Source organism: Curtobacterium sp. KBS0715, assembly GCF_005938005.2.
Lineage (GTDB): Bacteria > Actinomycetota > Actinomycetes > Actinomycetales > Microbacteriaceae > Curtobacterium > Curtobacterium flaccumfaciens.
In genome coordinates this window covers 3,222,853-3,246,922 of sequence record NZ_VCCA02000001.1, presented here as the reverse complement: position 1 = coordinate 3,246,922, position 24,070 = coordinate 3,222,853, and the positions used below count along the sequence as shown (strand labels likewise).

27 protein-coding genes are annotated in these 24,070 nt (G+C 71.9%); 13 read left to right on the top strand and 14 right to left on the bottom strand.

Translation table 11 applies throughout. The features are described 5' to 3' along the window. Window positions 1-7 precede the first annotated feature (7 nt). From FFG40_RS15450 to FFG40_RS15440, 3 genes are all read right to left on the bottom strand, one after another. On the bottom strand, window positions 8-742 hold the full coding sequence (locus FFG40_RS15450) for a hypothetical protein (RefSeq protein WP_138803940.1): 735 nt from the start codon (window positions 740-742) through the stop codon (window positions 8-10). A 344-nt stretch (window positions 743-1,086) separates the two neighbouring features. Next, window positions 1,087-1,899: a hypothetical protein gene (locus FFG40_RS15445; RefSeq protein ID WP_138803939.1), complete on the bottom strand. Its 813-nt coding sequence runs from the start codon at window positions 1,897-1,899 to the stop codon at window positions 1,087-1,089. An 18-nt stretch (window positions 1,900-1,917) separates the two neighbouring features. Beyond that, window positions 1,918-2,970, bottom strand: a complete 1,053-nt coding sequence (locus FFG40_RS15440; RefSeq protein WP_138803938.1) for a zinc-binding alcohol dehydrogenase family protein — start codon at window positions 2,968-2,970, stop codon at window positions 1,918-1,920. Window positions 2,971-3,065: 95 nt separating this feature from the next. Between FFG40_RS15440 and FFG40_RS15435 the strand changes: the two genes are divergently transcribed. After that, window positions 3,066-3,641 carry a TetR/AcrR family transcriptional regulator gene (locus tag FFG40_RS15435; protein WP_138803937.1) on the top strand — a complete coding sequence of 192 codons (576 nt, stop codon included), beginning with the start codon at window positions 3,066-3,068 and terminating at the stop codon, window positions 3,639-3,641. On the opposite strand, the gene FFG40_RS15430 is transcribed toward FFG40_RS15435, so the two are convergent. Beyond that, window positions 3,595-4,050, bottom strand: a complete 456-nt coding sequence (locus FFG40_RS15430; RefSeq protein ID WP_138803936.1) for a GNAT family N-acetyltransferase — start codon at window positions 4,048-4,050, stop codon at window positions 3,595-3,597. The two genes, FFG40_RS15435 and FFG40_RS15430, sit on opposite strands and share 47 nt — an antisense overlap. Window positions 4,051-4,103: 53 nt before the next feature. Between FFG40_RS15430 and FFG40_RS15425 the strand changes: the two genes are divergently transcribed. After that, window positions 4,104-4,673 carry a uridine kinase gene (locus FFG40_RS15425; protein ID WP_138803935.1) on the top strand — a complete coding sequence of 190 codons (570 nt, stop codon included), beginning with the start codon at window positions 4,104-4,106 and terminating at the stop codon, window positions 4,671-4,673. On the opposite strand, the gene FFG40_RS15420 is transcribed toward FFG40_RS15425, so the two are convergent. The 3 genes from FFG40_RS15420 to FFG40_RS15410 form a co-directional block, all read right to left on the bottom strand. Then, complete coding sequence (locus FFG40_RS15420; protein ID WP_138803934.1) at window positions 4,661-4,888, bottom strand: hypothetical protein; 228 nt, start codon at window positions 4,886-4,888, stop codon at window positions 4,661-4,663. The genes FFG40_RS15425 and FFG40_RS15420 overlap by 13 nt on opposite strands. Before the next feature lie 4 nt (window positions 4,889-4,892). Beyond that, window positions 4,893-5,501, bottom strand: a complete 609-nt coding sequence (locus FFG40_RS15415) for a hypothetical protein (protein WP_138803933.1) — start codon at window positions 5,499-5,501, stop codon at window positions 4,893-4,895. Between the two features lie 118 nt (window positions 5,502-5,619). Further along, window positions 5,620-6,069, bottom strand: a complete 450-nt coding sequence (locus tag FFG40_RS15410) for a MarR family winged helix-turn-helix transcriptional regulator (protein ID WP_138803932.1) — start codon at window positions 6,067-6,069, stop codon at window positions 5,620-5,622. A 62-nt stretch (window positions 6,070-6,131) separates the two neighbouring features. Between FFG40_RS15410 and FFG40_RS15405 the strand changes: the two genes are divergently transcribed. The 3 genes from FFG40_RS15405 to FFG40_RS15395 all read left to right on the top strand — a co-directional run bounded on the left by FFG40_RS15405 (window position 6,132) and on the right by FFG40_RS15395 (window position 8,580). Continuing rightward, complete coding sequence (locus tag FFG40_RS15405; RefSeq protein ID WP_138803931.1) at window positions 6,132-6,500, top strand: VOC family protein; 369 nt, start codon at window positions 6,132-6,134, stop codon at window positions 6,498-6,500. Window positions 6,501-6,680: 180 nt separating this feature from the next. After that, complete coding sequence (locus FFG40_RS15400; protein ID WP_221935173.1) at window positions 6,681-8,084, top strand: LLM class flavin-dependent oxidoreductase; 1,404 nt, start codon at window positions 6,681-6,683, stop codon at window positions 8,082-8,084. A 4-nt stretch (window positions 8,085-8,088) separates the two neighbouring features. Continuing rightward, window positions 8,089-8,580 (top strand): GNAT family N-acetyltransferase, encoded by a 492-nt coding sequence (locus tag FFG40_RS15395; protein ID WP_138803930.1) that lies wholly within the window; start codon window positions 8,089-8,091, stop codon window positions 8,578-8,580. A 34-nt stretch (window positions 8,581-8,614) separates the two neighbouring features. Here FFG40_RS15395 and FFG40_RS15390 read toward each other — a convergent pair whose 3' ends face one another. From FFG40_RS15390 to FFG40_RS15375, 4 genes are all read right to left on the bottom strand, one after another. Further along, window positions 8,615-9,382 carry an SGNH/GDSL hydrolase family protein gene (locus tag FFG40_RS15390; RefSeq protein ID WP_260678889.1) on the bottom strand — a complete coding sequence of 256 codons (768 nt, stop codon included), beginning with the start codon at window positions 9,380-9,382 and terminating at the stop codon, window positions 8,615-8,617. A gap of 75 nt (window positions 9,383-9,457) precedes the next feature. Then, entirely contained in the window at window positions 9,458-10,387 is a 930-nt protein-coding gene (locus tag FFG40_RS15385) for an acetamidase/formamidase family protein (protein WP_138803929.1), read from the bottom strand. After that, window positions 10,384-11,790, bottom strand: a complete 1,407-nt coding sequence (locus tag FFG40_RS15380; RefSeq protein ID WP_138803928.1) for an APC family permease — start codon at window positions 11,788-11,790, stop codon at window positions 10,384-10,386. Before FFG40_RS15380 ends, FFG40_RS15385 begins: the two co-directional genes overlap by 4 nt. A 164-nt stretch (window positions 11,791-11,954) precedes the next feature. After that, the gene (locus FFG40_RS15375) at window positions 11,955-12,860 is read right to left on the bottom strand and encodes a proline iminopeptidase-family hydrolase (RefSeq protein ID WP_260678888.1); all 906 of its coding nucleotides are present in this window, start codon (window positions 12,858-12,860) and stop codon (window positions 11,955-11,957) included. Between the two features lie 86 nt (window positions 12,861-12,946). On the opposite strand from FFG40_RS15375, the gene FFG40_RS15370 reads away from it, so the two are divergent. Next, a complete protein-coding gene (locus tag FFG40_RS15370; RefSeq protein WP_138803926.1) occupies window positions 12,947-13,678 on the top strand; it encodes a FadR/GntR family transcriptional regulator in 732 nt (243 codons plus the stop codon). 78 nt (window positions 13,679-13,756) lie between these two features. Here FFG40_RS15370 and FFG40_RS15365 read toward each other — a convergent pair whose 3' ends face one another. Continuing rightward, a complete protein-coding gene (locus FFG40_RS15365) occupies window positions 13,757-14,320 on the bottom strand; it encodes a VOC family protein (RefSeq protein ID WP_138803925.1) in 564 nt (187 codons plus the stop codon). Window positions 14,321-14,560: 240 nt separating this feature from the next. Here FFG40_RS15365 and FFG40_RS15360 point away from each other — a divergent pair, with 240 nt between their 5' ends. The 6 genes from FFG40_RS15360 (at window position 14,561) to FFG40_RS15335 (ending at window position 21,807) form a co-directional block, all read left to right on the top strand. Beyond that, entirely contained in the window at window positions 14,561-16,126 is a 1,566-nt protein-coding gene (locus FFG40_RS15360; protein ID WP_035808813.1) for an NCS1 family nucleobase:cation symporter-1, read from the top strand. A gap of 160 nt (window positions 16,127-16,286) precedes the next feature. Further along, entirely contained in the window at window positions 16,287-17,051 is a 765-nt protein-coding gene (locus tag FFG40_RS15355; RefSeq protein WP_138803924.1) for an aspartate/glutamate racemase family protein, read from the top strand. Beyond that, the gene (gene allB, locus FFG40_RS15350; RefSeq protein WP_138803923.1) at window positions 17,048-18,424 is read left to right on the top strand and encodes an allantoinase AllB; all 1,377 of its coding nucleotides are present in this window, start codon (window positions 17,048-17,050) and stop codon (window positions 18,422-18,424) included. The genes FFG40_RS15355 and allB overlap by 4 nt, the downstream gene beginning before the upstream one ends. A gap of 43 nt (window positions 18,425-18,467) precedes the next feature. After that, the gene (locus FFG40_RS15345) at window positions 18,468-19,721 is read left to right on the top strand and encodes an alanine--glyoxylate aminotransferase family protein (protein WP_138803922.1); all 1,254 of its coding nucleotides are present in this window, start codon (window positions 18,468-18,470) and stop codon (window positions 19,719-19,721) included. Continuing rightward, window positions 19,718-20,977, top strand: coding sequence for an allantoate amidohydrolase (locus FFG40_RS15340; protein WP_138803921.1), 1,260 nt, complete (start codon window positions 19,718-19,720; stop codon window positions 20,975-20,977). The genes FFG40_RS15345 and FFG40_RS15340 overlap by 4 nt, the downstream gene beginning before the upstream one ends. Then, window positions 20,974-21,807, top strand: a complete 834-nt coding sequence (locus FFG40_RS15335; protein WP_138803920.1) for a MurR/RpiR family transcriptional regulator — start codon at window positions 20,974-20,976, stop codon at window positions 21,805-21,807. Before FFG40_RS15340 ends, FFG40_RS15335 begins: the two co-directional genes overlap by 4 nt. On the opposite strand, the gene FFG40_RS15330 is transcribed toward FFG40_RS15335, so the two are convergent. Together FFG40_RS15330 and FFG40_RS15325 are read right to left on the bottom strand one after the other, a co-directional pair. Beyond that, window positions 21,774-22,283: an SRPBCC family protein gene (locus FFG40_RS15330; protein WP_138803919.1), complete on the bottom strand. Its 510-nt coding sequence runs from the start codon at window positions 22,281-22,283 to the stop codon at window positions 21,774-21,776. The two genes, FFG40_RS15335 and FFG40_RS15330, sit on opposite strands and share 34 nt — an antisense overlap. Next, window positions 22,280-22,855, bottom strand: a complete 576-nt coding sequence (locus FFG40_RS15325) for a GNAT family N-acetyltransferase (RefSeq protein WP_138803918.1) — start codon at window positions 22,853-22,855, stop codon at window positions 22,280-22,282. Before FFG40_RS15325 ends, FFG40_RS15330 begins: the two co-directional genes overlap by 4 nt. 43 nt (window positions 22,856-22,898) lie before the next feature. On the opposite strand from FFG40_RS15325, the gene FFG40_RS15320 reads away from it, so the two are divergent. Beyond that, a complete protein-coding gene (locus tag FFG40_RS15320; RefSeq protein ID WP_027466261.1) occupies window positions 22,899-23,936 on the top strand; it encodes a dipeptidase in 1,038 nt (345 codons plus the stop codon). The last annotated feature ends 134 nt before the right edge of the window (window positions 23,937-24,070 follow it).

The following is a 24,070-nucleotide window of genomic DNA, read 5'->3' as shown; positions in this document are numbered from 1 at the left end:
AGCACGGTCAGCGGCAGACGTCCTGCGATGCCGCCTTCGTGTCGTTGATGACGATCGTGGTCACGATGTCCTCAGCGCCGGAAGCGCCACCCGTGGTGTCGAAGTGCAGCCAGTGGCCATCCGTGGTCGGTGCCACGTACTCGCGGTAACCGCCGATCGGTGGCTCCCACGTGTCGATCGTCTTCTCGAGCCCGGGGTACGCCGCGCGCACGTCGTCGGCGGTGGAACCGAGCGCGATGCCCGTGGACGTCAGCACGGGCGACGAGAACGCTCCGGGGTCGGTTGCCTGTCCCGCAACGCGGATGTAGCGCACACCGGGTCCGGAATCGTCGGACGTGACGAGGATCCGGTACCCGGACCCGCTGGGGGTGGACAGGTCGGCGGACTGCCACTCCCAGAACGTCGGGCAGCCGCTCGACGGCTGACGCGAGAACCCGGCAGCCGGCAGCACCGTGCTGACGTCCGTGGCACCGAGCTGGACGGGCCCGAAGGACGCGTCGCCGAAGACCCAGCTCGAGGGGCCGCTCGGGCTGGATGACGGCCGGACGCTCGTCGGCGTCGGGGTCGATTTCGGGGTCGTCGTCGGCGTGACGGCCGTCGCACTCGTCTGCGTGGGGCTCGGCGCGCTCGGCACGCTCGGCGCGCTCGGCACGCTCGGCGCGGACGCTGTCGCGCAGCCAGCCGCCCCGATGAGGAGCGTGGCGATGCCGACGGTGAGGATGGTGGTGCGGAGCGTGGTCATGATTCTCCCTTCACCTTGCAGTGTCGTCGTCCGGGCGATCCTGACGGACGTCGGCGCGGACCGATGGCGGTCACGAGCACGTGCACGAGGATGGACCACGTGATCGTCGAGACAGCGCATCCCGGCTCGGCCGGATCCGACGCGATCGTGCGGGACTACCTGACGGAGGTCGCGTCGCGGTGGTTCGGGCGCGTGGCGACGTCGGCCGAGGTCGACCGGGCACTCGACGAGGAGCCGTACGACGACCTGCAGGGGGACTCCGGGGTGTTCCTCGTCGCCGCCGACGGGGGAGCCGTGGTCGGTTGCGCCGCTGGTACACGAAGTCGCTCGCTCCGGAGTAGCGGTCAGGCGATGACGCCGATCTCGCGGAGCGCGTCGCCGACGGTGATGCGCTCGCCGCGTTCCTGCGCCCGTGCCCAGCGGGACTTCGCGAGCGCGACGGCGTCGTCGTCGAGACCGAGGAGTTCGTAGAGGCCGTCCAGCTCTCGGGGAACGAGGTCGGCGAGCGGCACGGGGAACTTCCGTTCGGGGCTCGCGTAGCCCTGCTGGGCGAGCTGTTCGAGCATCTCCGGGTCGGTCTCTCGCTGTTCCATGAGCAGGACGACGGTTCGTGACCTCGTCCCCATGAGGAAGGCGGACCGCACGTTCTCGTCCGGATCGGTCGCCAGGGTGATCTCGACGGCGAGGGGGAGGTCCTCTTCGCACGCGAGCTCCCAGCGCTGCGACGCGTCCCCGTGGATCGCCGTGAACATGTCCGGGTGGACGCCGAGGCCGCGCTCGCCGCGCTCCGGTCGCAGCGAGGTCGGGCGGGAGCCGTCCCCGACGCGGCCCGTGGGGAAGCCGGCACCCGTGTACGCGGTGTGGGCGATCGGCAGGAACTGGAGTGCCTGGTGCAGCGCGGTCGCGGCGTCCTGCACGGCCGGAGCGGTCACGTCACCGTCGGCGGCCGCGATGGCGGTGGCGTAGTCGGACAGCGCGGTGTGCTGCTGGTCGATCGCCAGTGCGAACATCTCCTTGCCCCTGGCGGCGTCGCCGAGGAGCCGCGGGTCCAGGTGCAGCGTCACGGCGCTCGGGTCCTGCAGGTGCCCACGCGGCGTGCCACCGCCCGACATCGTGATCTCGAACGTCTCGTCGTCTTGCTCGTGGGCATCGGTCACGTCGCTGACGCTACCGGCTCAGGGGAGCGTGACGACGAGCTTCTTGGCAGAGACACCCGCGCGGAGCTCGGCGAGGGCATCCGGGATCGCGGCGAGTCCCGATCCGACGACGGATGCGGTCGGGGTGGCGCGGTACCGACCGGTGCGGAGCGCCTCGGGCAGGAAGTCGCGGTAGATCGCGGGGCCGACCTCGGACTCCGTCGGGCGGCCGCCCCAGATCGCGGTGACGTGGACCCCGTGTCGGCGCTCGAGGCGTGCACGGATCGTCGTCACCGGCGTCGGGTACGCCGATGCGAGTCGGCCGGAGCCGGAGGCTGCCCGGACGATCGGGAGCGTGCGGGTCAGCGAGCCCTGCCCGAAGGCGAGGGTGCCGGCGAGCTCGCGGTCGGCGAGTGCCTCGAGGACGCGGCGGGCGGCACCGTCGTCGCGGTAGTCGAACACGGCTTCGGCCCCGAGGTCCTGCACGAACGCGTGGTTCTTCGGCGAAGCGGTACCGATCACGGCGTACCCGGCGGCGCGGGCGAGCTGGACGGCGTTGGCGCCGACGCTCGTGGACGCACCCCACACCAGGACCACCCCGTCGCGGTCGACCGCATCGGCCGTGGGGAGCGGCAGCGCGAGCTGGTCCGGTTCGAAGAGCCCGGCGGCGGCGGTCGAGACGGCGAGCGGCAGGACCGCTGCCTGCTCGGCGGGCAGGGCATCCGGAATCGGGGTCGTCACACGGTCGAGCAGCAGGACCAGGTGCTGGAAGGCTCCTTCGGCAGCGCTGTTCCGGTGCTGCTCCTGTCCCGCGGCGTGCCCGACGACCCGGTCGCCGACACGGAACCGCTCGACGCCGGGACCGATCGCGACCACGGTGCCGGCGACGTCCGACCCGAGGACCGCGGGGAACCGCAGCTTCGGGTACACCAGGTGCCGGAAGAGCCCGCCGACGGCGTCGACCGGGTTGACGGCGACGGCCTCGGCGCGGACGACGAGTTCGCCGGGGCCGGGGTGGGGGACCGTGGCGGGCCCGACGGCGAACCGCCCGGTCGACGTGGTCCAGAGTGCTGCGTTGCCCGATGACGACATGGTGTCCCGATCTCTTGCTCGTAGTGGGTCATGACACGACGTGTCATCACCGAGTCAATCATGACACGACGTGTCATCACCAGTACTCTTGCCCCATGCGCTGGTCACCGGATGCCCGAGGGCGACTCGAGCGAGCGGCGTTCGAGCTCTTCGCCGAGCAGGGCTACCAGGCGACGACCGTGCCGCAGATCACCGCACGGGCCGGCCTGACGACCCGCACCTTCTTCCGGTACTTCGCCGACAAGCGCGAGGTCATCTTCGCCGGCGACGAGATCCCCGATCTCGCCCGGGCCGCCATCGGGGGCGCGCCGGCCGGGATCGACCCGCTCGACATCGTGGTGCGCGGCCTCCGTACCGTCGCCGACGAGCGGTTCGAGGGGCGGCACGGTGAAGTCGGGTCGGTGCGGCGGCTGGTGCTGTCCGAGTCCTCACTGCGGGAGCGCGACGCCCGGAAGCGTGCCGACCTGACGGACGCGGTGCGCGGGGCCTTCGTCGACCGCGGGCTCGATCCGGCCGAGGCGGCGGTGATCGCCGAGACGACCGTGATGCTGTTCCACCTGGCCCTCGAGTCGTGGCTCACCGGACCAGCCGAGCGCCGGATGGCCGACGTCGTCGACGAGCAGCTCAGTGCGCTCCGTGGGGTGCTCGATCGGCGGCCCGCAGCGTCATGAACACGTCGACGCCGTCGTCGGTGTCGAGTACGAAGCCGTGGCGTTCGTAGAGTCGGCGAGCCGGGCTGCCCACCAGCACGTTGAGCCGCGTCGGGCCGTCGTGGGGCTCGTCGAGGACGGCGCGCAGCACCGTCGACCCGACCCCACGCCCCTGGGCGTCGGGCGCGAGGTAGAAGTGCTCGACCCAGCGGACGTCGTCCTCGACCCACACGGTGACCGACCCGACGTCGCGGCCGTCGACCACCACGATGCGGGTCAGCTGCGGCCGGAACGCGTCGCGGAGGCGCTGTCGGACGCGCGTCTCGTCGAACACGCCGAGCCGCGTCAGGTCGTCGCGCAGCACCACGGCCCGGAGCTCGACGAGCCACTCGAGGTCCTCGGTGGTGCTGTCCCGCAGTGCGACGTCCATCCACTCAGCCTACGAACCCCGGCGCACCGTCATCGACCTCGTACGCTTGCCCGATGGACCGCGACGGCGTCATCGACCTGGTCGCGTCCCGTCGTGCCTCGGCGCCCGCACCGATCGTCGTCGGTGTCTCCGGGTACTGCGGATCCGGCAAGTCGACGCTGACGCGCACGCTCGTCGAGGGACTCCCCGGCGCGGTCCGCATCCGCGGCGACGACTTCCTCGACCCCGTCCGGTCCCACCGGCGCTCCGTCGACTGGGACGGCGTCGATCGTCCCCGTCTGGTGTCGTCGGTGCTCGAACCGCACCGGGCCGGTCGGGCGAGCACGTTCCAGCGGTTCGACTGGTCGGTGCGAGCCCTCGGTCCGGCTGAGCCGCTGCCGCAGACGGACGTCCTGATCGTCGACCTGATCGGACTCTTCCACCCCGACGCGCTCCCACACCTCGACGTCAGCATCTGGTGTGACGTCGACCTCGACACGGCAGCACGTCGGGGCATGGCTCGCGATCGCGCGCTCGGGCGCCGGCACGATGCCCTCTGGCGGGACGTGTGGGTCCCGAACGAACGTGACTTCGAGGAGCGCTACGCACCGAAGGACGCCGCGACGGTGCGCTACCTGGCCTGACCTGGATCGGTCTCCGCCGTCGACGGCGCCCTGGGCGATTGCGCGGGCCGCGCCGGCCACGTGACCAGGAGCAGCACGGCGAGCGGGCCGAGGAACAGGGTCAAGAGGGACCAGGTCCAGGCCGAGCGGCCCCGCGAACGCGCGTGGCTGCCGGAGAGCATCGCCAGGCTGAGCCAGACGCTCGACAGGTACAGGCCGGTGAAGTCCTCGTGCACAGCGCTACCCGCCGACGACGCTGAACGAACCGCGGGACGTCCAGAACGTGGCGTCGTACTGGACGGTCACGTAGGCGGCGAGGGCCTTGAAGGTCGCCGACCGCGAGAACTGGTGTGAGCGGGTGTTGAGGATGCCGGACGACACGTCCCGGGAGTAGACGACGCCGAACCCCCCTGAACCGACGAGGCCGTAGGCCCGGATGTGCTCGGCGGCTCGGAGCTTCCTGACCTGCGAGTTCCCCGTCGCCGTGTACCCCGTCCGCCAGCTGTTCGTGATGCCGCTGCCGATGACCGAACCGTGGCACCCCTCGACCCGCCCGCGTCCGTTCACGCCGCCGGTGCGGAGCGTGTTGAAGCAGTTCGCGGCAGTACCGAGCAGCGCGGAGCCGGACGCTGGTGTGCCTGTCTTCTTGATGAACCGCTCATCGGAAGCGGAGAGCTCGTCGCCCACTTCGTACCGCTGGGCGATCTCGGACAAACGAGCAGCTGCGCTCGGGCTCTCGGTGCCGGTGGCAGCGTTCGCCGAGGGCGCCGCCGGTGTCGCTGCCATGCAGGCTGCGAGTGCCAACGCGAGCTGGCTCGTCCGGATGAGTGGGCGCTTCAGTTTCGTCATTATGTCCTCTTCCTCGTGGTCGACGAGGAGAAGCATCAATGTGGAACATCAGTCTGGCGAAACGGACGCGCCGGAAGGGTGAGCGAAACACAACATCCAGATGGCGGGCCCGGCGCGATCAGCCCTGACTGCGGAGCGCCGTGACCATGCTCCGCAGGATCCGGCGGGCCTCGGTCTGCTGGACGATGGTCAGACCGCCGAGCATCCGCTGCTCGACGCCGCGGATCGCCGCACTCGCCTGCGCCAGGCTCCGACGCCCGCTGTCGGTGAGCTGCGTGGGGAGTGCCTTGCCGACCGACGGCTCGGTGGCGCGGGTGACGAAGCCGTCCCGCTCCAGGGCCTGCAGCAGCACGTTCATCGACTGTCGGGTGACGAAGGTGCCCCGCGCGAGTTCGGAGTTCGACAGGCCGGGGCGCTGTGCGAGCAGTTCGAGGCAGGAGTAGTGCGTCACCGTCATGCCGAGTGGGCGCAGCACGGCCTCCATCGACGCGCGGAGGGTGCTCGCAGTCTCCTTGAGCAGGTAGCCGATCGACGTCTCGAGGTGGATGCCGGTGTCGTCTTGACGCATGTCAGTAGTCTGACATAGCTTGTCCCGTGTCAGAAGACTGACACATACCCAAGGAGCACCACATGCCCGTCACCGGCCTCGACTTCATCTCCCTGCAGACCCGCGACCTCGATGCCTCGCAGGCGTTCTACGAGCGGTACCTCGGTCTCGTCCGCTCGCAGGCCGGCCCGCCGCACGCCGTCGTGTTCGAGACCAGGCCGATCGCCTTCGCCCTGCGCGACCTGGCGCCCGGCACGGACCTCGACGCGGTGGCGCAGCCCGGCATCGGCGCCGCGATCTGGCTGCACGCGACGGACGTGCAGGCGATCCACGACGCGCTGGTCGCCGACGGACACCGGATCGTCTCGGCGCCGATCGACGGTCCGTTCGGTCGGACGTTCACGTTCGCCGACCCCGACGGTTACCACGTCACGCTCCACGACCGCGCCTGAGCCGCGGGTGGGTCGTGCGTGCCGCACAACCAAAGCGCGTCGGCGCCGCGCGAACTTCCGGTTCCGAGTGACTTTGGTTGTGCAGTGCGCGTCGGCACCGCCGCCGGCCACCGCGCGGCGACCGTCACGCTTCGTCACGATCCGTGACCGTCCGAGGTCTCCGACGTAGCGTCTCGACCCGTGACCACCAGCAGCGAGCACCGGCAGATCCGCTTCAACGCGTTCGACATGAACTGCGTCGCGCACCAGTCCTCCGGACTGTGGCGGCACCCCCGCGACCGGTCGCGGGACTACCGCGACCTGACCTACTGGACCGACCTGGCGGAGACGCTCGAGCGCGGGGCGTTCGACGGCATCTTCATCGCCGACGTCCTGGGCACCTACGACGTGTACGGCGGCTCGAACGAGGCCGCGCTCCGCACGGGGTCGCAGGTGCCGGTGAACGACCCGATCCTGCTCGTGTCGGCGATGGCGTCGGTGACCGAGCACCTGGGCTTCGGCATCACGGCCGGCACCGCGTACGAGCACCCGTACCCGTTCGCCCGACGCATGTCGACGCTCGACCACCTGACCAAGGGCCGGGTCGGCTGGAACGTCGTCACCGGGTACCTGCCGAGTGCCGCACGGAACATGGGCCAGACCGACCAGCTGTCGCACGACGACCGGTACGACGTGGCGGACGAGTACCTCGAGGTCCTCTACAAGCTGTGGGAGGGCTCGTGGGAGGACGACGCGGTCGTCGCCGACCGCGAAGCCGGCGTCTTCACGGACCCGGCGAAGGTGCACCCGATCGAGCACCACGGCACGCACTTCGACGTGCCCGGCATCCACCTGTCGGAGCCGTCCGTGCAGCGCACGCCCGTCATCTACCAGGCGGGCGCGTCACCGCGCGGCATCCGCTTCGCCGCGGAGAACGCGGAAGCGGTCTTCGTGGGCGCACCGACGCTCGAGCAGCTCGCGTCGACCGTCGCGAAGGTCCGGGACGCCCTGGAGGCAGCTGGTCGCGACCGGTACGCCGCCCGCGTCTACACGCTGCTCACCGTGATCACGGACGCCACCGACGAGCTGGCCCAGGCGAAGTACGAGGACTACCTGTCGTACGCGTCGGAGCTCGGTGCGCTGGTGCTCAACTCCGGCTGGATGGGCGTCGACCTGTCGCAGTGGGACCCGGACCAGCCCCTCGGTGACGTCGAGTCGAACGCGATCCAGTCGGCGGCGGCGAACATCGCGGCGGCGACGGGGGAGGACGGGTCGAAGTGGACGATCCGCGACCTGGCGCGGCAGACGGCGATCGGTGGACTCGGCCCGGTGGCGGTCGGCGGGGGAGCGACCATCGCCGACCGGCTGCAGGAGATCCAGGAGCTCACCGACGTCGACGGCTTCAACCTGGCGTACGCGGTGACGCCGGGCACGTGGGAGGACGTCATCGAGTTCGTGATCCCGGAGCTCCGTGCCCGCGGGGCCTACCCGGAGGAGTACGGGTCGGGGTCGCTCCGCCAGAAGCTGCACGGCCGCGGGGACCGGCTGCCCGACGAGCACCGTGGGGCGTCGTTCAGGATCGGGAGCCGGGCGGTCGTAGGCTGATCGGGTGATCGAGTCGTCCGTGGTCGTGCGTCCTGCGAGCCCGGACGAGACCGACAGCTGCATCGACCTGTGGGCCGCGGCCGTGGCCGCCCGCGACGGTGCCGCCGAGGACCCGGCGGTGCGGGAGCGCGCGCGGCAGAAGTTCGCGGCGGAGCACGTCGCCTGGTTGGTGGCCCCCGGCCCGGACGGTGCGGTCGACGGCTTCGTCCTCGTGACGGCACCCGGCACCGGGCGGTCGACGGACCCGGCGGACGCCGCCTACCTGTCGTTGCTCGCGGTGCGCCCCGGGGTGCAGGCCCGCGGGGTCGGACGGTCGCTGCTGTCCGAGGCGGTGCACGACGCCCGGGCTGCCGGACACCCCCGCGTGGTGCTGCACGTGCTCGGCGACAACGACCGGGCGGTGCGGCTGTACGAGGCGGGCGGCTTCGTGGCGACGGGCGACGAGTTCGCGCACGCGCTGAGCGGGGTCACCACCCGCGTGTACGTCGCGGGCTGACCCGGCTGACGCTGGCTCCGCGGGCTGACGCGGGCTACGCGTCCCGACCGCGCACCGGCGTCCACGTCGGGTAGGTCGCCGAGCGCCCGTCGCCCGACGACGTGCGGGTGATCCGACGCTGCACCCACGGCAGGACGTACTCGCGGTAGTAGCGGAGTTCCTCGCCCAGGCGGGCCCGGGCGGCACCGACGTCCGCGGGCTCGACCGGTGCGGGGCCGTCGAGGACCGCGTGCAGCGCCAGGTCCGCGACGCGCTGGTGCCCGGTGGCGTTCATGTGCAGCCGGTCGTCCGACCAGAACTCCGCGCGGCCGAGGTGCGGGTCGCGCGAGACGTCGACGAACGGCAGACCACGGCGTCGGGCGAGCGTGCCGAGCGCTTCGGCCCAGGCGTCACCGCGGCGGTTGATCAGGGAACCGAGGGGCAGACGGGCGCTCGGGTCGGCCGGGCTGAGGAGCGCCAGGCGTGCCCCGGTGGCCTCGACGCGGTCGGCGGCGGCCTCGACGAGCCCGATCAGCGCGTCCACGTCGAAGCGCGGGCGCAGCAGGTCGTTGCCGCCGGCGCAGAAGGTGATCAGGGTCGGCGCCGGGTCGAGCGCGAGTGCGGCCCCGAGCTGGCCGTCGAGGACCCCGGCGAGCAGTCGTCCGCGGACGGCGAGGTTCGCGTACGAGACGTGGGCGTCCGAGGCTCCCGCCATCGCGCTCGCGAGCCGTCCGGTCCAGCCGGGGAACGGAGCGGGTCCGGCGTCGCCGATGCCCTCCGAGAAGCTGTCGCCGATCGCGACGTAGCGGATGGTGTCGTGCATGCGCCCATCATCGTGCACATGCCTGTGCAGGTTCCCGGCACGGCTGCCGTCCCGGGAACCCGCATCAGCGAACCCTCACAGCACCGCCTTCGGCACCCGGTGCAGGGTGACCGCGCCGACGGCGGCGAAGGGGTGCAGCGGGTCCGGGGCGGTGGAGCCGGTCGGCCCGCCGAGCTTCGAGTCACCGACCGCGCTGAGCACCGCGTAGGCGTCCTCGGCGGTCCAGCCGTGCTCGTCGACCAGGAACGCGAAGGCGTCCTCGTACCCGCGCCGGACGCTCTCCTGCACGGGGTCGCCGAGGCCGACGAACAGCCAGTCGTCGGCGGTCTCGATGCGGGGTGCCCGGAGCACCGGACCGCCCTTCACCAGGTCGACGGAGACGATCGCGGTGCCCTGGGCCTCGATGGCGACGAACGACGACTCGCCCTCGGCCATGAGCGCGTGGATGTCGCCGATCGACAGCAGCGCACCGGGGACCCGGACGGGCAGGGACACCGTCGAGCCGGGGCGGGCCTCGGTGACGTCCATGTTGCCGCCCTCCGGGTAGGCCGGCATGATCGTCGAGTTCTCGCCCTCGGCCGGGGCCGTCCCGATGCACCCGATCATCGGCCGGACGGGGAACCGGTGCCGGTCGGACACCTGCACCGAGCCGTCCGAGATCGGGCAGCGGCGGGCGAAGACCCGGTCGCCCATCACGTGCTGCAGGGCCCCGGAGCCGGGCAGCGACACCGACCAGCCGTGCGTGGTCAGCTCGATGGCGTGGATGGTCACCACGAGGGTGTCGCCGGGTTCCGCCCCCTCGACGAACACCGGGCCGGTCACCGGGTTGATCGGTGCCTGCAGCTGCGCCATGTCGTGGTGCTGGTCGAGTTCGGCGTAGACGGCGTCGGTGGTCTCGAAGCCGATGGTCTCGCCGGTGCCGGGGCGGACCCGCAGCACGGGCTCCCGGTCTGCGGAGAACCCGGGGCGGCCGAGGGTGTTCGGCAGGAAGTGGTCCGCGGTCATCGTGCGTCCTCCGTCGTCGGTTCTGCTTCGGAGCCGACCTCGGTGGAACGGCCGGTGCGTCGGTAGTACAGGAACACGGCCGCGCCGACGATCAGCCAGATGATCCCGCCGACCTTCGCCTCGACCGCGGCGTTGAGCAGGACGTACCCGATGATCAGGAACCCGATCAGCGGCACGACCAGGTGCAGCAGCCAGTTGCGCGACTTCCCCCTGATGACGTGGTGCACGAAGACGGACACGTGCAGGAGCATGAAGCCGAACAGCGCGCCGAAGTTCACGAGTGACGAGATCGTGTCGATCTGCCCGACGAAGAACAGCACCAGGATCGCGGAGAGCACCGAGACGACGATGATCGCGTTCTGCGGCACCTGGCGCCCGTTGAGCTTGTGCAGGAACGCGGGCAGCTGACGGTCGCGGCTCATCGAGAAGAGCAGGCGGCTCGTCGCGGCCTGTGCGGCCATGGCGTTCGCGATGCCGACGGCGAGCACGTTGACGGCGAAGAACGCGGTCGCCCAGCCGCTCGAGGAGGCCTGCTCGACGATGGTGAAGAAGGCGTTGCCGGCCTCGCTGTCCGAGAACGAGTCCCGCCCCGCGGCCAGGGCGGACGCGAGCCAGGTCTGCAGGATGAACAGGAACGCCACGATGACGAGCGCCAGGATCATCGCCGTGCCCGCTCCGCCACGACGGCCGGTGGACTCCTCCGACAGCGTCGAGATGCCGTCGAAGCCCAGGAAGCTCAGCACCGCGATCGACAGGGCCGAGGCGATGAGCGGCGCCGACACCTTGGCGGGGTCCCAGATCTGCTCGGTGCCGAACGACGCGTCGGGGATCGTGCCACCGGTCAGCGCGACGATCGCGATGACGACGAAGATCGCGACGAAGACGAGCTCGATGAGCAGGAAGATGCGGTTCGCGAGCTTGAGCGAGGACACCCCGGCCAGGTTGATGACGGTGTTGATCGCGACGAACACGAGCGCCCACAGCCAGCGGGGCGTGCCCGGGAAGATGCCGACCATGCTCTCGGCGGCGAACACGTAGAGCAGCGTCGGGACGAGCAGGTAGTCGAGCAGGATCGCCCAACCGGCGACGAACCCGGCGGTGGGGTGGATGCCGCGGCCGACGTACGAGAACACGCTGCCGGCGAGGGGGATCGACTTCGCCATCTGCGCATAGGCCAGGGCGGTGAAGATCATCGCGACGAGGCCGACGAGGTACACCAGCGGCACCATGCCGCTGGAGGCGTTGTAGACGGTCCCGAAGATCGCCCACGGGGCGATCGGGACCATGAAGACCAGGCCGTAGATGAGCAGGTCGGTGGTGGAGACGGAGCGCTTGAGCTCCTGCTTGTAGCCGTAGGCCTCGAGCTGCTGCTGTGCGGAGAGCTCACTGTGCTGCTGCGACATGTCGGGTTCCGTTTCGGGTGGAGGGACGGGTGCAGGGGGCGGTGCTGGGGGAAGGGGAGCGGGTGGTGTCGTCGGGAAAGCGGGTGCGGCCGTGGGGGTGGGGACTTCCGATCTGGAGGCGCGGGGCGGGCCTGTCCCGCGCCTCCAGACCGAAGGTGGCCGGGTCAGGCGTCGTCGTGCGCGGCCAGGAAGATCGCGACGACCCGGCGGAACTCCGCCGGCTGCTCCAGGTGCGAGCAGTGGCTCGCACCGGGGAAGACGTGCTGCCGGACGTCGGCGATCCGCTCGACGAACGGGGCCCACGTGGCGGGGGTGGCCTCGTCGTGCTCGCCGGCGACGACGAGCGTCGGCACGGCGATGCGGTCGAGCCGGTCGACGATGGTCCAGTCGCGCATCGTGCCGATGACGTGGAACTCGTTCGGGCCGTTCATCGTGTGGTAGACCGTCGGCTCGCGCTCCATCTGCTCCTCGGAGTCGACGAAGTCCGGATGGCTCGGGACCACGCGGCAGACGTGCCGCTCGTAGAAGACCTGCGTCGCCGCCAGGTACTCGGGGTCGTCGACGGTGCCGGCCGTCTCGTGCCGGGTCAGGGCGTCCTGCACGTCGGCGGGCAGCTGCGCGCGGAGCTCGGCGGCGCCGTCGACCCAGAGCTGCATCGACGCGGGCGAGTTGCAGATCGCCAGCGAGCGGAGGCCAGCGGGCTGCTGCACCGCGATCTCGGCGCCGAGCATGCCGCCCCACGACTGCCCGAGGACGTGGTGGTCGCCGAGCCCGAGGCGCTCGACCAGGGCGGCGTACTCGTCGACGAACAGCTGCGGCTGCCAGGTGTCGACCGGGGCGTCCGGGCGGTGGCTGCTCCGGCCGCAGCCGAACTGGTCGTGGTGGACGACGGTCCGGCCGGTCTCGTCGGCCAGGGCCGCGAGGTTCCGGAGGTAGTCGTGGGCCATGCCGGGCCCGCCGTGCAGGACGACGAGGGGCAGCGCGCCGGCGACCGGGGTGTCGGGCGTGGTGACCCGGTACCAGGTCTCGCCGTCGCGGAACGGCATCGTGGATTCGGTGATGCTGGACATGGGGGTCAGCATGGAGCGGAAAAAGGTCCCACGCAATACCTTTTCTGCTGCCTTAACGTGGTCGTAACACCGCGAAGGGGGTCCGTGTGTCCGATCGTGCGACCGAGACGCGCGTCGACGAGGTCGAGGACCGCCTCGTGACCGCCGTCGCCGTGGGCGAGTACCTGCCCGGCGCGAACCTGCCGCCGGAACGCGAACTCGCCGGCCTGCTCGGCGTCGCCCGGGTCACCGTGCGGGGCGCGATCGCCCGGCTCGTCGAACGGGGGCTGCTCGAGACCCGTCGAGGCCGGGGCGGTGGCACGTTCGTCCGCACCGAGTGGCCGGACAGCTCATCGGACGCCGTCGGGCGGGTGCTGCTCGCCCGGTGGGAGGCGATCCAGGACACCGCCGACGCCATCGCGCTGCTGCACGGGGCGCTCGCGACGGCCGCCGCGGAACGGGTGACCCCGGACGACGCCGCCCTGATCCGTGCACGGCTCGAGGGGTTCCGAGACGCCACCTCGGGTCTCGAGAAGCAGCAGGCCGACGCCGTGCTGCACCGGACGATCATCGACGCCGCGCGGAACGACGCCCTGCGGACGGCGCTCGCCGGGTTGGAGGCACAGATCTCCATCGCCGCTCCGGCGCACCTGTGGGGCACGGCCGAGGGCATGGCGGAGATGGAGACCCGCGCGCTCCACGAGCACGAGTCGCTGGTGGACGCGGTGTGTTCGGGGCGGGCGCCCGAGGCAGGCGTGATCGCCCGGCAGCACGTCGGGATCGACGTCGAACTGCTCGAACGGGCCGTGCGGCGGACGGGGCAGGTGCCCCGGCACTGAGGCGCGGTCCGTCGGTCGGTGCGGTGGTCGGTCGGTTGGCTGGTCGGTCGGTCGGTCGGTCGGTGCGGCGGTCGGTCGTCAGTGCACGGCGGGTGCCGGCACCGGGTAGACGTCGTCCGGCATCGGCCACGGCGCCCACTTCGGCCGCGGCGCGTACACCAGGTACGGCTGCGGCGTCGGGTAGCTGACGAGCTCGAGCGTCGACCCCCACGGCGTGCGGGTGTACACGAAGCGGTTGCCGGCCCCCGCCTCGTCACCACGCAGCTCGCGCGGGTCGGAGTTCCGGGTACCGCCGGCCGCCTCGACCCGGGCGAGCGTCTCGTCCAGGTCGTCGGCGTACATCGCCAGGTGCTGCCACCCCAGGTCGGACGGGTGTGCGGCGTTCCGCTGCTCGGGCCCCAGGTACTCGAACAGCTCGAGCCCCGGCCCCTCCGGCAGCGCGAGCATCCGCATGGCCCCCTGCGCCATGGTGCTCGGGATGCCGAGGTAGCCGTGCGCCTCGGAACTGCTGTTCGGCGTCTCGTCACGTCGCCGCATGTCGTACAGGACGACGGCGTCGAACGCCGCCTCGAAGAACTGCGTGGCTGCGTCGATGTCCGGCACCGTGACGCCCACGTGGTCGATCCTGATTCCCCTGCTCATGGTCGATTCGTACCACCGGCGGTCACCGTCCCTCGGCTCCGTGCGGCGTCCGTGCGGGGTCGGTGCCCATCGATGCGGCAAGCCGCAGCGCGGGCCTCCTGCCCGGTTCCGGAACGGTCGTTCCAGGACGGGGTGCGGGACACACGACCGTTACACGAGGGAAACGGCGGGGGCGAAGTCGCTCCGTAGCTTCGTGCTCAAGCACGCACCGCCCCGCTTCCCACTCCCTCGGAGGACGCCATGGCTACCGACATCGCGACACCAGTCGCCGCGCCCCACGCCCCCACCACGACCGCCGCTCCCGCCCCAGCGGGTGCCGGTGTCGTCAAGCCCGGGTACGACCCGGCGCTCACGAACGAGGACCTCGCCCCGCTGCGCGAGCAGCGCTGGACGAGCTACAACTTCTTCGCGTTCTGGATGTCCGACGTGCACTCCGTCGGCGGCTACGTCACCGCCGGGTCACTCTTCGCCCTCGGCATCGCGAGCTGGCAGGTGCTCATCGCCCTGGTGGTCGGCATCCTCATCGTGCAGGTCTTCGCCAACCTGGTCGCCAAGCCGTCGCAGCGCACCGGTGTGCCGTACCCGGTGATCAACCGCGCGGTGTTCGGGGTGCTCGGCGCGAACGTCCCCGCCATCATCCGCGGCCTCATCGCGATGGCCTGGTACGGCGTGCAGACCTTCCTCGCCGCCCAGTCGCTGAACATCATCTTCCTCAAGTTCATCCCGGCGTCGGCGGGGCTGCTCGACCACTCGTTCCTCGGGCTGTCGGCACTGGGGTGGATCTCGTACGCGATCCTGTGGGTGGCGCAGGGCGCGCTGTTCTGGATGGGCATGGAGGCCATCAAGCGGTTCATCGACTGGGCCGGACCGGCGGTCTACGTGGTGATGATCGCGCTCGCGGTCTACCTGGTCAGCCAGGCGGGCATCGGCAACATCTCGTTCACGCTGTCGGTCGGCGAGCCGCTGTCCTTCGGGGCATCGATCCCGGTGATGCTGTCGGCGGTCGCCCTGGTGGTCAGCTACTTCTCGGGCCCGATGCTGAACTTCGGGGACTTCTCGCGCTACGGCCGGTCGTTCCGCGCGGTCAAGCGCGGCAACTTCTGGGGGCTGCCGATCAACTTCCTGTTCTTCTCGGTCCTGACGGTGCTCTGCGCCAGTGCGACGGTGCCGGTGTTCGGCAAGCTCATCACCGACCCGATCGAGACCGTGCAGGCCATCGGTGCGCCGTTCGCGATCCTGCTCGGCGGCCTGACGTTCGTCACCGCGACCGTCGGCATCAACATCGTGGCGAACTTCATCAGCCCCGCGTTCGACTTCTCGAACGTGGCACCCCGGAAGATCTCGTGGCGGGCCGGTGGCATGATCGCCGCGGTCGGCTCGGTGCTCCTCACCCCGTGGAACTGGTACGGCAACGACCAGGCGATCCTGTACACGCTCGGGGTGCTCGGTGCGCTGATCGGCCCGCTGTTCGGCATCCTCATCGCGGGCTACTACATCGTCGGCAAGCAGCGCATCGCGATCGACGACATGTACTCCACGAGCCGCACCGCCCGGTACTGGTACCGCGGCGGGTTCAACCCGAACGCCATCTGGACCCTCGTGGTCACCGGCGCGGTCTCGGTCGCGAGCGCGGTCCTGCCCCCGGCACTGGGCGTGCTGCCGTGGCTGGCGAGCTACAGCTGGTTCATCGGGTGCGGCCTGGGTCTCGTCGTCTTCTGGGCGCTCGAGCGTGCCCGGCCGAGCATGCCCGTGCTCGACGCGGACGACCCGACGGTCGACGACGGCGCGGCCGTCGGTCGCGCCTGACCGCCGGCGTCGCAGCCCGTCCTCCACAGGGCGGGTCGCGGCGCTCGGTCGTCCACAGATCCGAGACACGGCCGGGAGGCCCGCCCCGCCCCCCGCCACGATGGTCACCACCCGGCGTCACCCGTTCCACGGCTCCACTCGCTCCACCGGAAGGACCCCGATGCGCATCCGCGTCGTCAACCCCAACACCACCGCGTCGATGACGCGGGCGATCGGCGTCGCCGCCCGTGCCGTCGCCGCTCCCGGCACGCTGATCGAACCGGTCGAGCCCACGATGGGGCCGGCCTCGATCGAGAGCCACTACGAAGAGGCCCTGGCCGTGCCCGGGTTGCTCGAGCAGATCGCCCGCGGCGAGCAGGACGGGGTGGACGCCTTCGTCGTGGCCTGCTTCGGGGACCCGGGGCTCGACGCCGCGCGGGAGCTCGCGACGGTGCCGGTGATCGGGATCGCCGAGGCCGGGTTCCACGCCGCCGCGATGCTCGGCCGCCGGTTCGGTGTCGTCACCACCCTGGCGCGCACGACCGGCCGCGCCCACGAGCTCGCCGAGCGTTACGGCTTCGCCCCGCTCGTCACGGAGATCCGGGCGTGCGAGGTCCCGGTGCTCGAGCTCGACGACCCCGAGTCCGGTGCCCGTGCGCTCGTGATCGATGAGTGCCGAGCGGTCATCGACGGGGGAGCCGACGCCGTCGTGCTCGGGTGCGCGGGCATGGCCGACTTCTGCGCCGAGGTCTCGCTGGCGATCGGGGCACCGGTCGTCGACGGTGTCGCGGCGGCCACGGTCCTGGCGGAGTCGCTCGTCCGGCTCGGGTTGTCCACGGGCAAGCGCGGCGAGTACGCCCTGCCGCCGGTGAAGGCGATGTCGGGGCTGCTGGCGGGCTTCGAACGCCACCCGGCACAGGTCGCGACGGCCGGGGCGGGCGCATGACGGGCCTTGCGGCGGGCGACACGGCGGACCTGGTCGTCCGCGCGCAGCGAGCCTGGGCCGACGGCGCCTTCCGCCCGGCCGCGGTCGTCGTCCACGACGGCCGCATCACCGGCGTCCTGCCCGTCGACGCGGTCGTCGACGCCGTGCAGGACCACACCGTGCCGGACGGGCAAGTGCTGCTCCCCGGACTCGTCGACACCCACGTGCACGTCAACGAGCCCGGCCGCACCGAGTGGGAGGGCTTCGCGTCCGCGACCCGGGCAGCTGCGATGGGCGGGGTCACCACGATCGTGGACATGCCGCTCAACTCGATCCCCGCGACGACCACGGTCGAGGCGCTCGCCGTCAAGCGTGCGAGTGCCGAGGGCCGGGTGGCGGTCGACGTCGGGTTCTGGGGTGGCGCGGTCCCCGCGAGTCTCGGGTCGCTCGACACCCTGCACGATGCCGGCGTCTTCGGGTTCAAGTGCTTCACGGCGCCGAGCGGTGTCGACGAGTTCCCGCACCTCGACCCCGAGCAGCTCCGAGCCGCGATCGCCGAGGTCGCCCGGATCGACGCCCTGCTGATCGTGCACGCCGAAGACCCGGAGCACCTCGTGCCGCACCGGGCGCTCGGTGGCCGGTACGCCGACTTCCTGGCCACCCGGCCCGTCGCAGCCGAACGGTCCGCGATCGCGCAGGTCATCGACGGCGCGCGGGCGACCGGTGCGCGGGTGCACGTGCTGCACCTGTCCGACGCGGGTGCGCTGCCGATGCTCCGTGCCGCGAAGGACGACGGCGTCCGGATCACGGTCGAGACCTGCCCGCACTACCTGTCGTTCGAGGCGGGCACGATCCCGGACGGTGCGACCGCCTACAAGTGCTGCCCACCGATCCGCGACGACGCCAACCGCGACGCGCTGTGGGCGGGCGTGCTCGACGGCACGATCGACCTCGTCGTGTCGGACCACTCGCCCTCCACCGCCGACCTGAAGACCGACGACTGGGGTCTGGCCTGGGGCGGGGTCGCCGGCCTGCAGGTCGGGTTCCGGGCGGTGTGGACCGAGGCCGAGCGCCGAGGGATCCCGCTCGAGGCGCTGCTGCCGCTGTTCACGACCGGTCCGGCCGCCCTGGTCGGGCTGCGCGACCGCGGGGTGATCGCTCCCGGTGCCCTGGCGCACTTCGCCGTGTTCGACCCGTCCGCCGAGTCCGTCGTCGACGTCGCCGGGCTCGAGCACCGCAACCCGGTGTCCGCGTTCGACGGGCTCCGCGTGCGCGGCAGCGTCACCGAGACCTGGCTCCGCGGCCGTCGCATCGCCACGGCGGACGGCGGTGTGGTCGGCGTCGAGGGGCAGCTGGCCGGACGGCCCGTGCTCGCGGCGGAAACACCCCTGTAACGATCGTTCCGGTATCGTCGGATCAGGAACGGAAGGAACCAGCATGCTCCCAGTGAACCCACCCGCCCGTCTCCTCATGGGGCCCGGTCCGATCGACGCCGACCCGCGCGTGCTCCGTGCGCTGTCGACGCCGCTCGTCGGCCAGTACGACCCGTGGATGACCGCCACGATGAACGAGACGCAGGCGCTCTACCGCCGCGTGTTCCGCACCCGCAACGACGCGACGCTCCTCGTGGACGGCACCTCGCGCGCGGGGATCGAAGCGGTGCTGGTGTCACTGCTCGCCCCGGGTGACCGCGTGCTCGTACCGGTGTTCGGCCGGTTCGGGCACCTGCTCGCCGAGATCGCCGGCCGTGCGGGTGCCGAGGTCCACACGATCGAGACCGACTGGGGCCAGGTCTTCACACCGTCCGCCATCGAGTCGGCGATCGCCCGCGTCCGTCCGAAAGTGCTGGCGGTCGTGCAGGGTGACACCTCGACCACGATGAACCAGCCGCTCGACGAGCTCGGGGCGATCTGCGAGCGGTACGGCGTCCTGCTCTACACCGACGCCACGGCGACGGTCGGCGGCAACCCGCTCGAGGTCGACGCCTGGGGGATCGACGCCGTCAGCGCCGGGCTGCAGAAGTGCCTCGGCGGCCCGTCCGGCAGCGCACCCGTCACGCTGTCGCCGGGGGCCGTGGCCGTGCTCGACGAGCGGCGGAGTGTCGAGGCCGGCATCCGCGAACCCGGTGACGACGTCGCCGACGAACCGATCCGGTCGAACTACCTCGACCTCGCGATGATCCTCGACTACTGGGGCCCCCGCCGCCTGAACCACCACACCGAGGCCGCTTCGATGCTCTACGCGGCCCACGAGTGCGCCCGCATCCTGCTCGAGGAAGGCCGCGACGCCGTCGTCGCCCGCCACGAGACCGCCGGTCGGGCGATGCTCGCCGGGGTGCAGGCACTCGGACTCCGGGTCTTCGGTGACGTCGCCCACAAGATGCACAACGTCGTCGCCGTCGAGATCCCGTCCGACGTCGTCGGCGACCAGGTCCGCGGCGCGATGCTCGACGACCACGGGATCGAGATCGGCACCTCGTTCGGGCCGCTGCACGGACGGGTCTGGCGCATCGGCACGATGGGCTACAACGCCCGGAAGGACACCGTCGTCACGACCCTGGCCGCGCTCGAGCACACCCTGCGTCGGGCCGGGCACGCGGTCCCGCACGGCGGCGGTGTCGATGCCGCACTCGACGTCTACCGCGACGACACCGCCGCGGTCGCTCCCGCCCGGGCCGAGGTGCTCGCGTGAGCGCCGTGCCCGTCCTGAACGCCACCGCCGTGGGCACCGCGGACGCCGAACTCGTCGCCCGCTGGTGCGACGAGCTCGCCGCCCTCAGCGCAGAACCCGGCCGCATCACCCGTGTCTACCTGTCACCCGAGCACGCCCGGGCGAACGCCCTCGTCGCGGGTTGGATGCAGGACGCCGGACTCTCCACCTGGCAGGACGCCGCCGGCAACCTGCACGGCCGGGCCGCGGGCGCGACGCCCGACGCGCCCGTGCTGCTGCTCGGCTCGCACCTGGACACCGTGGTGGACGCCGGCCGGTACGACGGCGTCGTCGGGGTGCTCATGGCCATCCGCACCGCCGCCCGGCTCACCGCCGACGGTCCGCTGCCCGTCGCGCTCGAGGTCATCGCGTTCTCCGACGAAGAGGGCACGCGCTTCGGCAAGGCCCTGCTCGGTTCGTCCGCCGTGGCCGGCGTCTGGGACGACGCCTGGTGGGACCTGGCCGACGGCGACGGCGTCACGCTCCGGCAGGCCTTCACCGACTTCGGCCTCGATCCGGACCGCGTCGGTGACGCCGCGGTCGACCCGGCCTCGGTGGTCGGCTACCTCGAAGCGCACATCGAGCAGGGGCCGCACCTCGAACAGGCCGGGCAGGCCCTCGGGGTCGTCACGAGCATCGCGAGTGCCCGCCGGTTCTCGGTCGAGGCCGTGGGAGAGGCCCGGCACGCCGGGGGCACCCCCTACGAGCGCCGGCACGACGCCCTGCTCGCCGCCGCCGAGGCTGCGCTCGCGGTGGAACGCATCTGCCGGGCCTCGCACCAGGTCGGCACCGTCGGCACGATGACCGTCGAACCCGGAGCCGTCAACGTCGTCCCCGGGCTCGCACGGTTCTCCGTCGACCTGCGCGGCGAGTTCGACGACGAGCGCGACGAGGTCTGGGACGAACTCACCAAGGCCTTCACGCTCATCGGTGAACGGCGCGGGGTGAGCGTCACCCCGACCGAGGTGCACCGTGCGCCCGCGGTGTTCTGCGCGCCCCGGCTGATGGACGCCGTCCGCGCCGGGATCGCGTCGACGGGCGAGACCGCGCCCATGGAGCTGTTCTCACGAGCCGGCCACGACGCGATGTCGCTCGGGCTCGTGACCGACGTGGCGATGCTGTTCCTCCGCAACCCCGACGGCATCAGCCACCACCCGGACGAGTTCGTGTCGACGCCGGACATCGCCCTCGGCCTCGACGCCCTGGCCGTCGCCGTCGACCGGGTGGCCCGCGCATGAGCACCGCCGGCCCCGACGTCCGCGCCCGGATCGACTCCGTCTGGGAACAGCTCTCGCCCGCCGAACGACGCGTCGCCGCCATGGTCCGCCACGACCCGGAACTCCTGCTCGTCGGCACCTCCGCCGAACTCGCGGCCGAGTCGGGCACCTCGAAGGCCACCGTCTCGCGACTCGTGCGGTCGCTGGGGTTCCAGGACGCCGCCGAGGTCCGGCAGAACCTGATGTCCGCACGGGGCTCGGGCCTGCCGTGGGTCGCCGAGGACGCTGCCCACGTCGACCAGCGCGCGGTCGAGGCGCGCAACATCGACGCGGCCTTCGCGTCCCTGGGTCGAGCGGACCGCCCGCGGCTGGCCCGTCGGATCGTCCGTGCCCGCCGTGTGCTCGTCCTCGGTGAGCGCGGCGCCTACCCGATCGCGCTGCAACTGCGGTCCCAGCTGGCGCAGGTGCGGTCCGACGTCCGGGTCGGTCCGTCGCCCGGGCAGCGGCTCGGGGAAGAGGTCGCCGACCTCGACCGGCACGACCTCGTGGTCCTGGTGACCGTGCGTCGGCACACCGCCGGGGTGGAGCGGATCGTCCGGCACTGCGTCGACTCCGGGGCCGACGTCATCGTCCTCGGCGACCCGACGGCCGCGGTCATCGCCGCCCCTGCGGCCACCGCGATCCTCTGCCCGGTCGACTCGCCGTCGGCGTTCGACTCGATGGCCGCGCTGTTCGCCGTCGTCGCCGCGATCACGAACGACGTCTACGACGCCTCGGGCCCGGGTGGCCGGGTGCGGGTCGACGCCGTCGCCGCCGCCTACGACGCGCTGGGGGAGCTCGCTGCGCCCTGATCGCCGTGGGATCCGGCGCGCTGCTCGGCACGCAGTTCGGCGGCGAGCGAGGCATTACGGTCGGCGATGAGCCGCGGCATGTACCGGGCCAGCGCGAGCACCTCGGCCAGGCGGCCCAGCGGGCCGAGCGGCGCGCGGAACGTGATGGTGTCGACCATGCGCGTGCCGCCGGCCGACGGCTCGAAGCGGTGCTCGTGGTGGAACCGGGCGAACGGCCCACGCACCTGTTCGTCGACGAACCGGTGAGGGGCCTCCAGGTCGGTGATCTCGCTCGTCATCCGCCAGACGATCCCGAAGTGCCGCGCGCGCCAGGTGACGGTCTCGCCCAGGCCGATCGTGCCGGCCGTCGTGCCGGCGACGGCGCGTTCGTCGGTCGCGGCCATCGATCGCTCGTGCGCGCCGATGTCGAGCGACAGCGCGAAGGCGCGCTCCGGCGGAACCGGCAGGTCCGTCACGACCCGGAACGAGACGGTCACGACGCCGGCCAGACCGTCGCGGCGGACCGATCGTCATCGTGCAGCGCGGCGGCGAGCAACTGGTCGTGCCGGCTGCCGCGGTGCAGCACACTCGACCGGGTACGTCCTTCGAACCGCAGACCGAGCCGTTGGGCGACCGCGGCCGACGCGGTGTTCGTGGCGATCGCGCGCCACTGGACCCGGAGGAGACCGAGTCCCTCGGGCTCTCCGGCGAAGGCCCAGTGCAGCACGCGCTCGGCGGCCTCGGTCATGATGCCGGAGCCGCGACCGTCCGGGTGCATGGCGTACCCGATCTCGGCGGCCCCGTCGGCGAAGGCGAACAGGCCGACCGTGCCGAGCAGCCGGAGGTCGTCCGCGCGCCGGATCCCGAACTCGTACCGGCTGTCCGCCGCCCAGCCGGCCGCGACGACGTCCGTGATCCAGTACCGTGCCTCAGCATGCCCGTACGGCACCGGCACCGGGGTGTACGCGATCACGTCCGGGTCGTTGGCGTAGGCCACCACGTCGTCGGCGTCGCCGAGCTCGGGGGCCGAGAGCACCAGTCGATCGGTGCGGAGTGTGACGGGCTGCACGGTTCGAGCCTAGCCACGATGGCTCGGGCGGTAGCGTCGGGGGATGACGTTCGACGCGCTCCCGTTCCCGGTCATCGACGGCCACAACGACCTGCCGTGGGAGCGCCGTGACAGCCACGACTCCGGCGTCGAGGGCATCGACACCGAGACCGACTCGCTGCACACCGACATCCCGAAGCTCCGCGCCGGCGGCGTCGTCGGACAGTTCTGGTCGGTGTTCGTGCCCGCGGACGACCCGGACCCCGTGACGACGACACTGCAGCAGGTCGACCTCGCACACCGGATCATCGAGCGCTACCCCGACGACCTCGCGCTCGCCCGCACCGCCGCCGAGGTCCGTGCCGCCGTCGACTCCGGCCGGATCGCGTCGCTGCTCGGCGCCGAGGGCGGGCACTCGATCGGCGACGACCTCGCGGTCCTCCGGACCCTCGCGCGGCTCGGCGTCCGCTACATGACGCTCACCCACAACGACGACACCCCCTGGGCCGACTCCGCGACCGGTGAGCGGGCGCACGGCGGCCTGACCGACCGCGGGCGGCAGATCGTCGCCGAGATGGAGCGGATCGGCATGCTCGTCGACCTGTCCCACACCGCCCCGGCCACCATGCGGGACACCCTCGACGTGGCGACCCGACCCGTCGTGTTCAGCCACTCGTCGACCGTCGCGATCGACGACCACCCGCGGAACGTGCCCGACGACGTGCTCGCACGGCTGGCCGACAACGGCGGCGTCGTGATGATCACCTTCGTGCCGAAGTTCGTGTCGCGAGCATGGGCGGACTGGGAGGAGTCGGGCATGTCCGGCGAGCCACCCCTGGTCACGGTGTCGGACGTCGCCGACCACGTCGAGCACGCCCGCGACGTCGCCGGTGTGGCGCACCTGGGCCTCGGCGGTGACTACGACGGCACCCCGGTGCTGCCGCCGGACCTGCGGGACGTGTCGCGGTACCCGGTGCTCGCGGCGGAACTCGTCCGGCGCGGCTGGGGCGAGTCGGACCTGCGTGCGCTGGCTGGCGGCAACGTGCTGCGGGTGCTGGAGGCGACCGACGAGCGGTTCGCCCGGACGGCGTTCGTGCGCTGACGCGGTGGGGCGCGGAGGCATGGCCCGAGGAAGCGGCAATTGGTCCACAGCGTGTGGACCGATTGCTGGGCGCGCACGCGCCGTCACGGACAGGACCGCCTGGGGTCCGGTCGCTAGGATCGGGCGCACACCGC

What these genes read in the sequence shown, in the direction of transcription:
- FFG40_RS15450 (WP_138803940.1), bottom strand. Translation starts at nt 742, where the DNA reads ATGACCACGCTCCGCACCACCATCCTCACCGTCGGCATCGCCACGCTC.
- FFG40_RS15440 (WP_138803938.1), bottom strand. Translation starts at nt 2,970, where the DNA reads ATGTCGTCATCGGGCAACGCAGCACTCTGGACCACGTCGACCGGGCGG.
- FFG40_RS15435 (WP_138803937.1), top strand. Translation starts at nt 3,066, where the DNA reads ATGCGCTGGTCACCGGATGCCCGAGGGCGACTCGAGCGAGCGGCGTTC.
- FFG40_RS15430 (WP_138803936.1), bottom strand. Translation starts at nt 4,050, where the DNA reads ATGGACGTCGCACTGCGGGACAGCACCACCGAGGACCTCGAGTGGCTC.
- FFG40_RS15425 (WP_138803935.1), top strand. Translation starts at nt 4,104, where the DNA reads ATGGACCGCGACGGCGTCATCGACCTGGTCGCGTCCCGTCGTGCCTCG.
- FFG40_RS15415 (WP_138803933.1), bottom strand. Translation starts at nt 5,501, where the DNA reads ATGACGAAACTGAAGCGCCCACTCATCCGGACGAGCCAGCTCGCGTTG.
- FFG40_RS15410 (WP_138803932.1), bottom strand. Translation starts at nt 6,069, where the DNA reads ATGCGTCAAGACGACACCGGCATCCACCTCGAGACGTCGATCGGCTAC.
- FFG40_RS15405 (WP_138803931.1), top strand. Translation starts at nt 6,132, where the DNA reads ATGCCCGTCACCGGCCTCGACTTCATCTCCCTGCAGACCCGCGACCTC.
- FFG40_RS15390 (WP_260678889.1), bottom strand. Translation starts at nt 9,382, where the DNA reads ATGCACGACACCATCCGCTACGTCGCGATCGGCGACAGCTTCTCGGAG.
- FFG40_RS15385 (WP_138803929.1), bottom strand. Translation starts at nt 10,387, where the DNA reads ATGACCGCGGACCACTTCCTGCCGAACACCCTCGGCCGCCCCGGGTTC.
- FFG40_RS15380 (WP_138803928.1), bottom strand. Translation starts at nt 11,790, where the DNA reads ATGTCGCAGCAGCACAGTGAGCTCTCCGCACAGCAGCAGCTCGAGGCC.
- FFG40_RS15375 (WP_260678888.1), bottom strand. Translation starts at nt 12,860, where the DNA reads ATGTCCAGCATCACCGAATCCACGATGCCGTTCCGCGACGGCGAGACC.
- FFG40_RS15365 (WP_138803925.1), bottom strand. Translation starts at nt 14,320, where the DNA reads ATGAGCAGGGGAATCAGGATCGACCACGTGGGCGTCACGGTGCCGGAC.
- FFG40_RS15360 (WP_035808813.1), top strand. Translation starts at nt 14,561, where the DNA reads ATGGCTACCGACATCGCGACACCAGTCGCCGCGCCCCACGCCCCCACC.
- FFG40_RS15355 (WP_138803924.1), top strand. Translation starts at nt 16,287, where the DNA reads ATGCGCATCCGCGTCGTCAACCCCAACACCACCGCGTCGATGACGCGG.
- allB (WP_138803923.1), top strand. Translation starts at nt 17,048, where the DNA reads ATGACGGGCCTTGCGGCGGGCGACACGGCGGACCTGGTCGTCCGCGCG.
- FFG40_RS15345 (WP_138803922.1), top strand. Translation starts at nt 18,468, where the DNA reads ATGCTCCCAGTGAACCCACCCGCCCGTCTCCTCATGGGGCCCGGTCCG.
- FFG40_RS15335 (WP_138803920.1), top strand. Translation starts at nt 20,974, where the DNA reads ATGAGCACCGCCGGCCCCGACGTCCGCGCCCGGATCGACTCCGTCTGG.
- FFG40_RS15320 (WP_027466261.1), top strand. Translation starts at nt 22,899, where the DNA reads ATGACGTTCGACGCGCTCCCGTTCCCGGTCATCGACGGCCACAACGAC.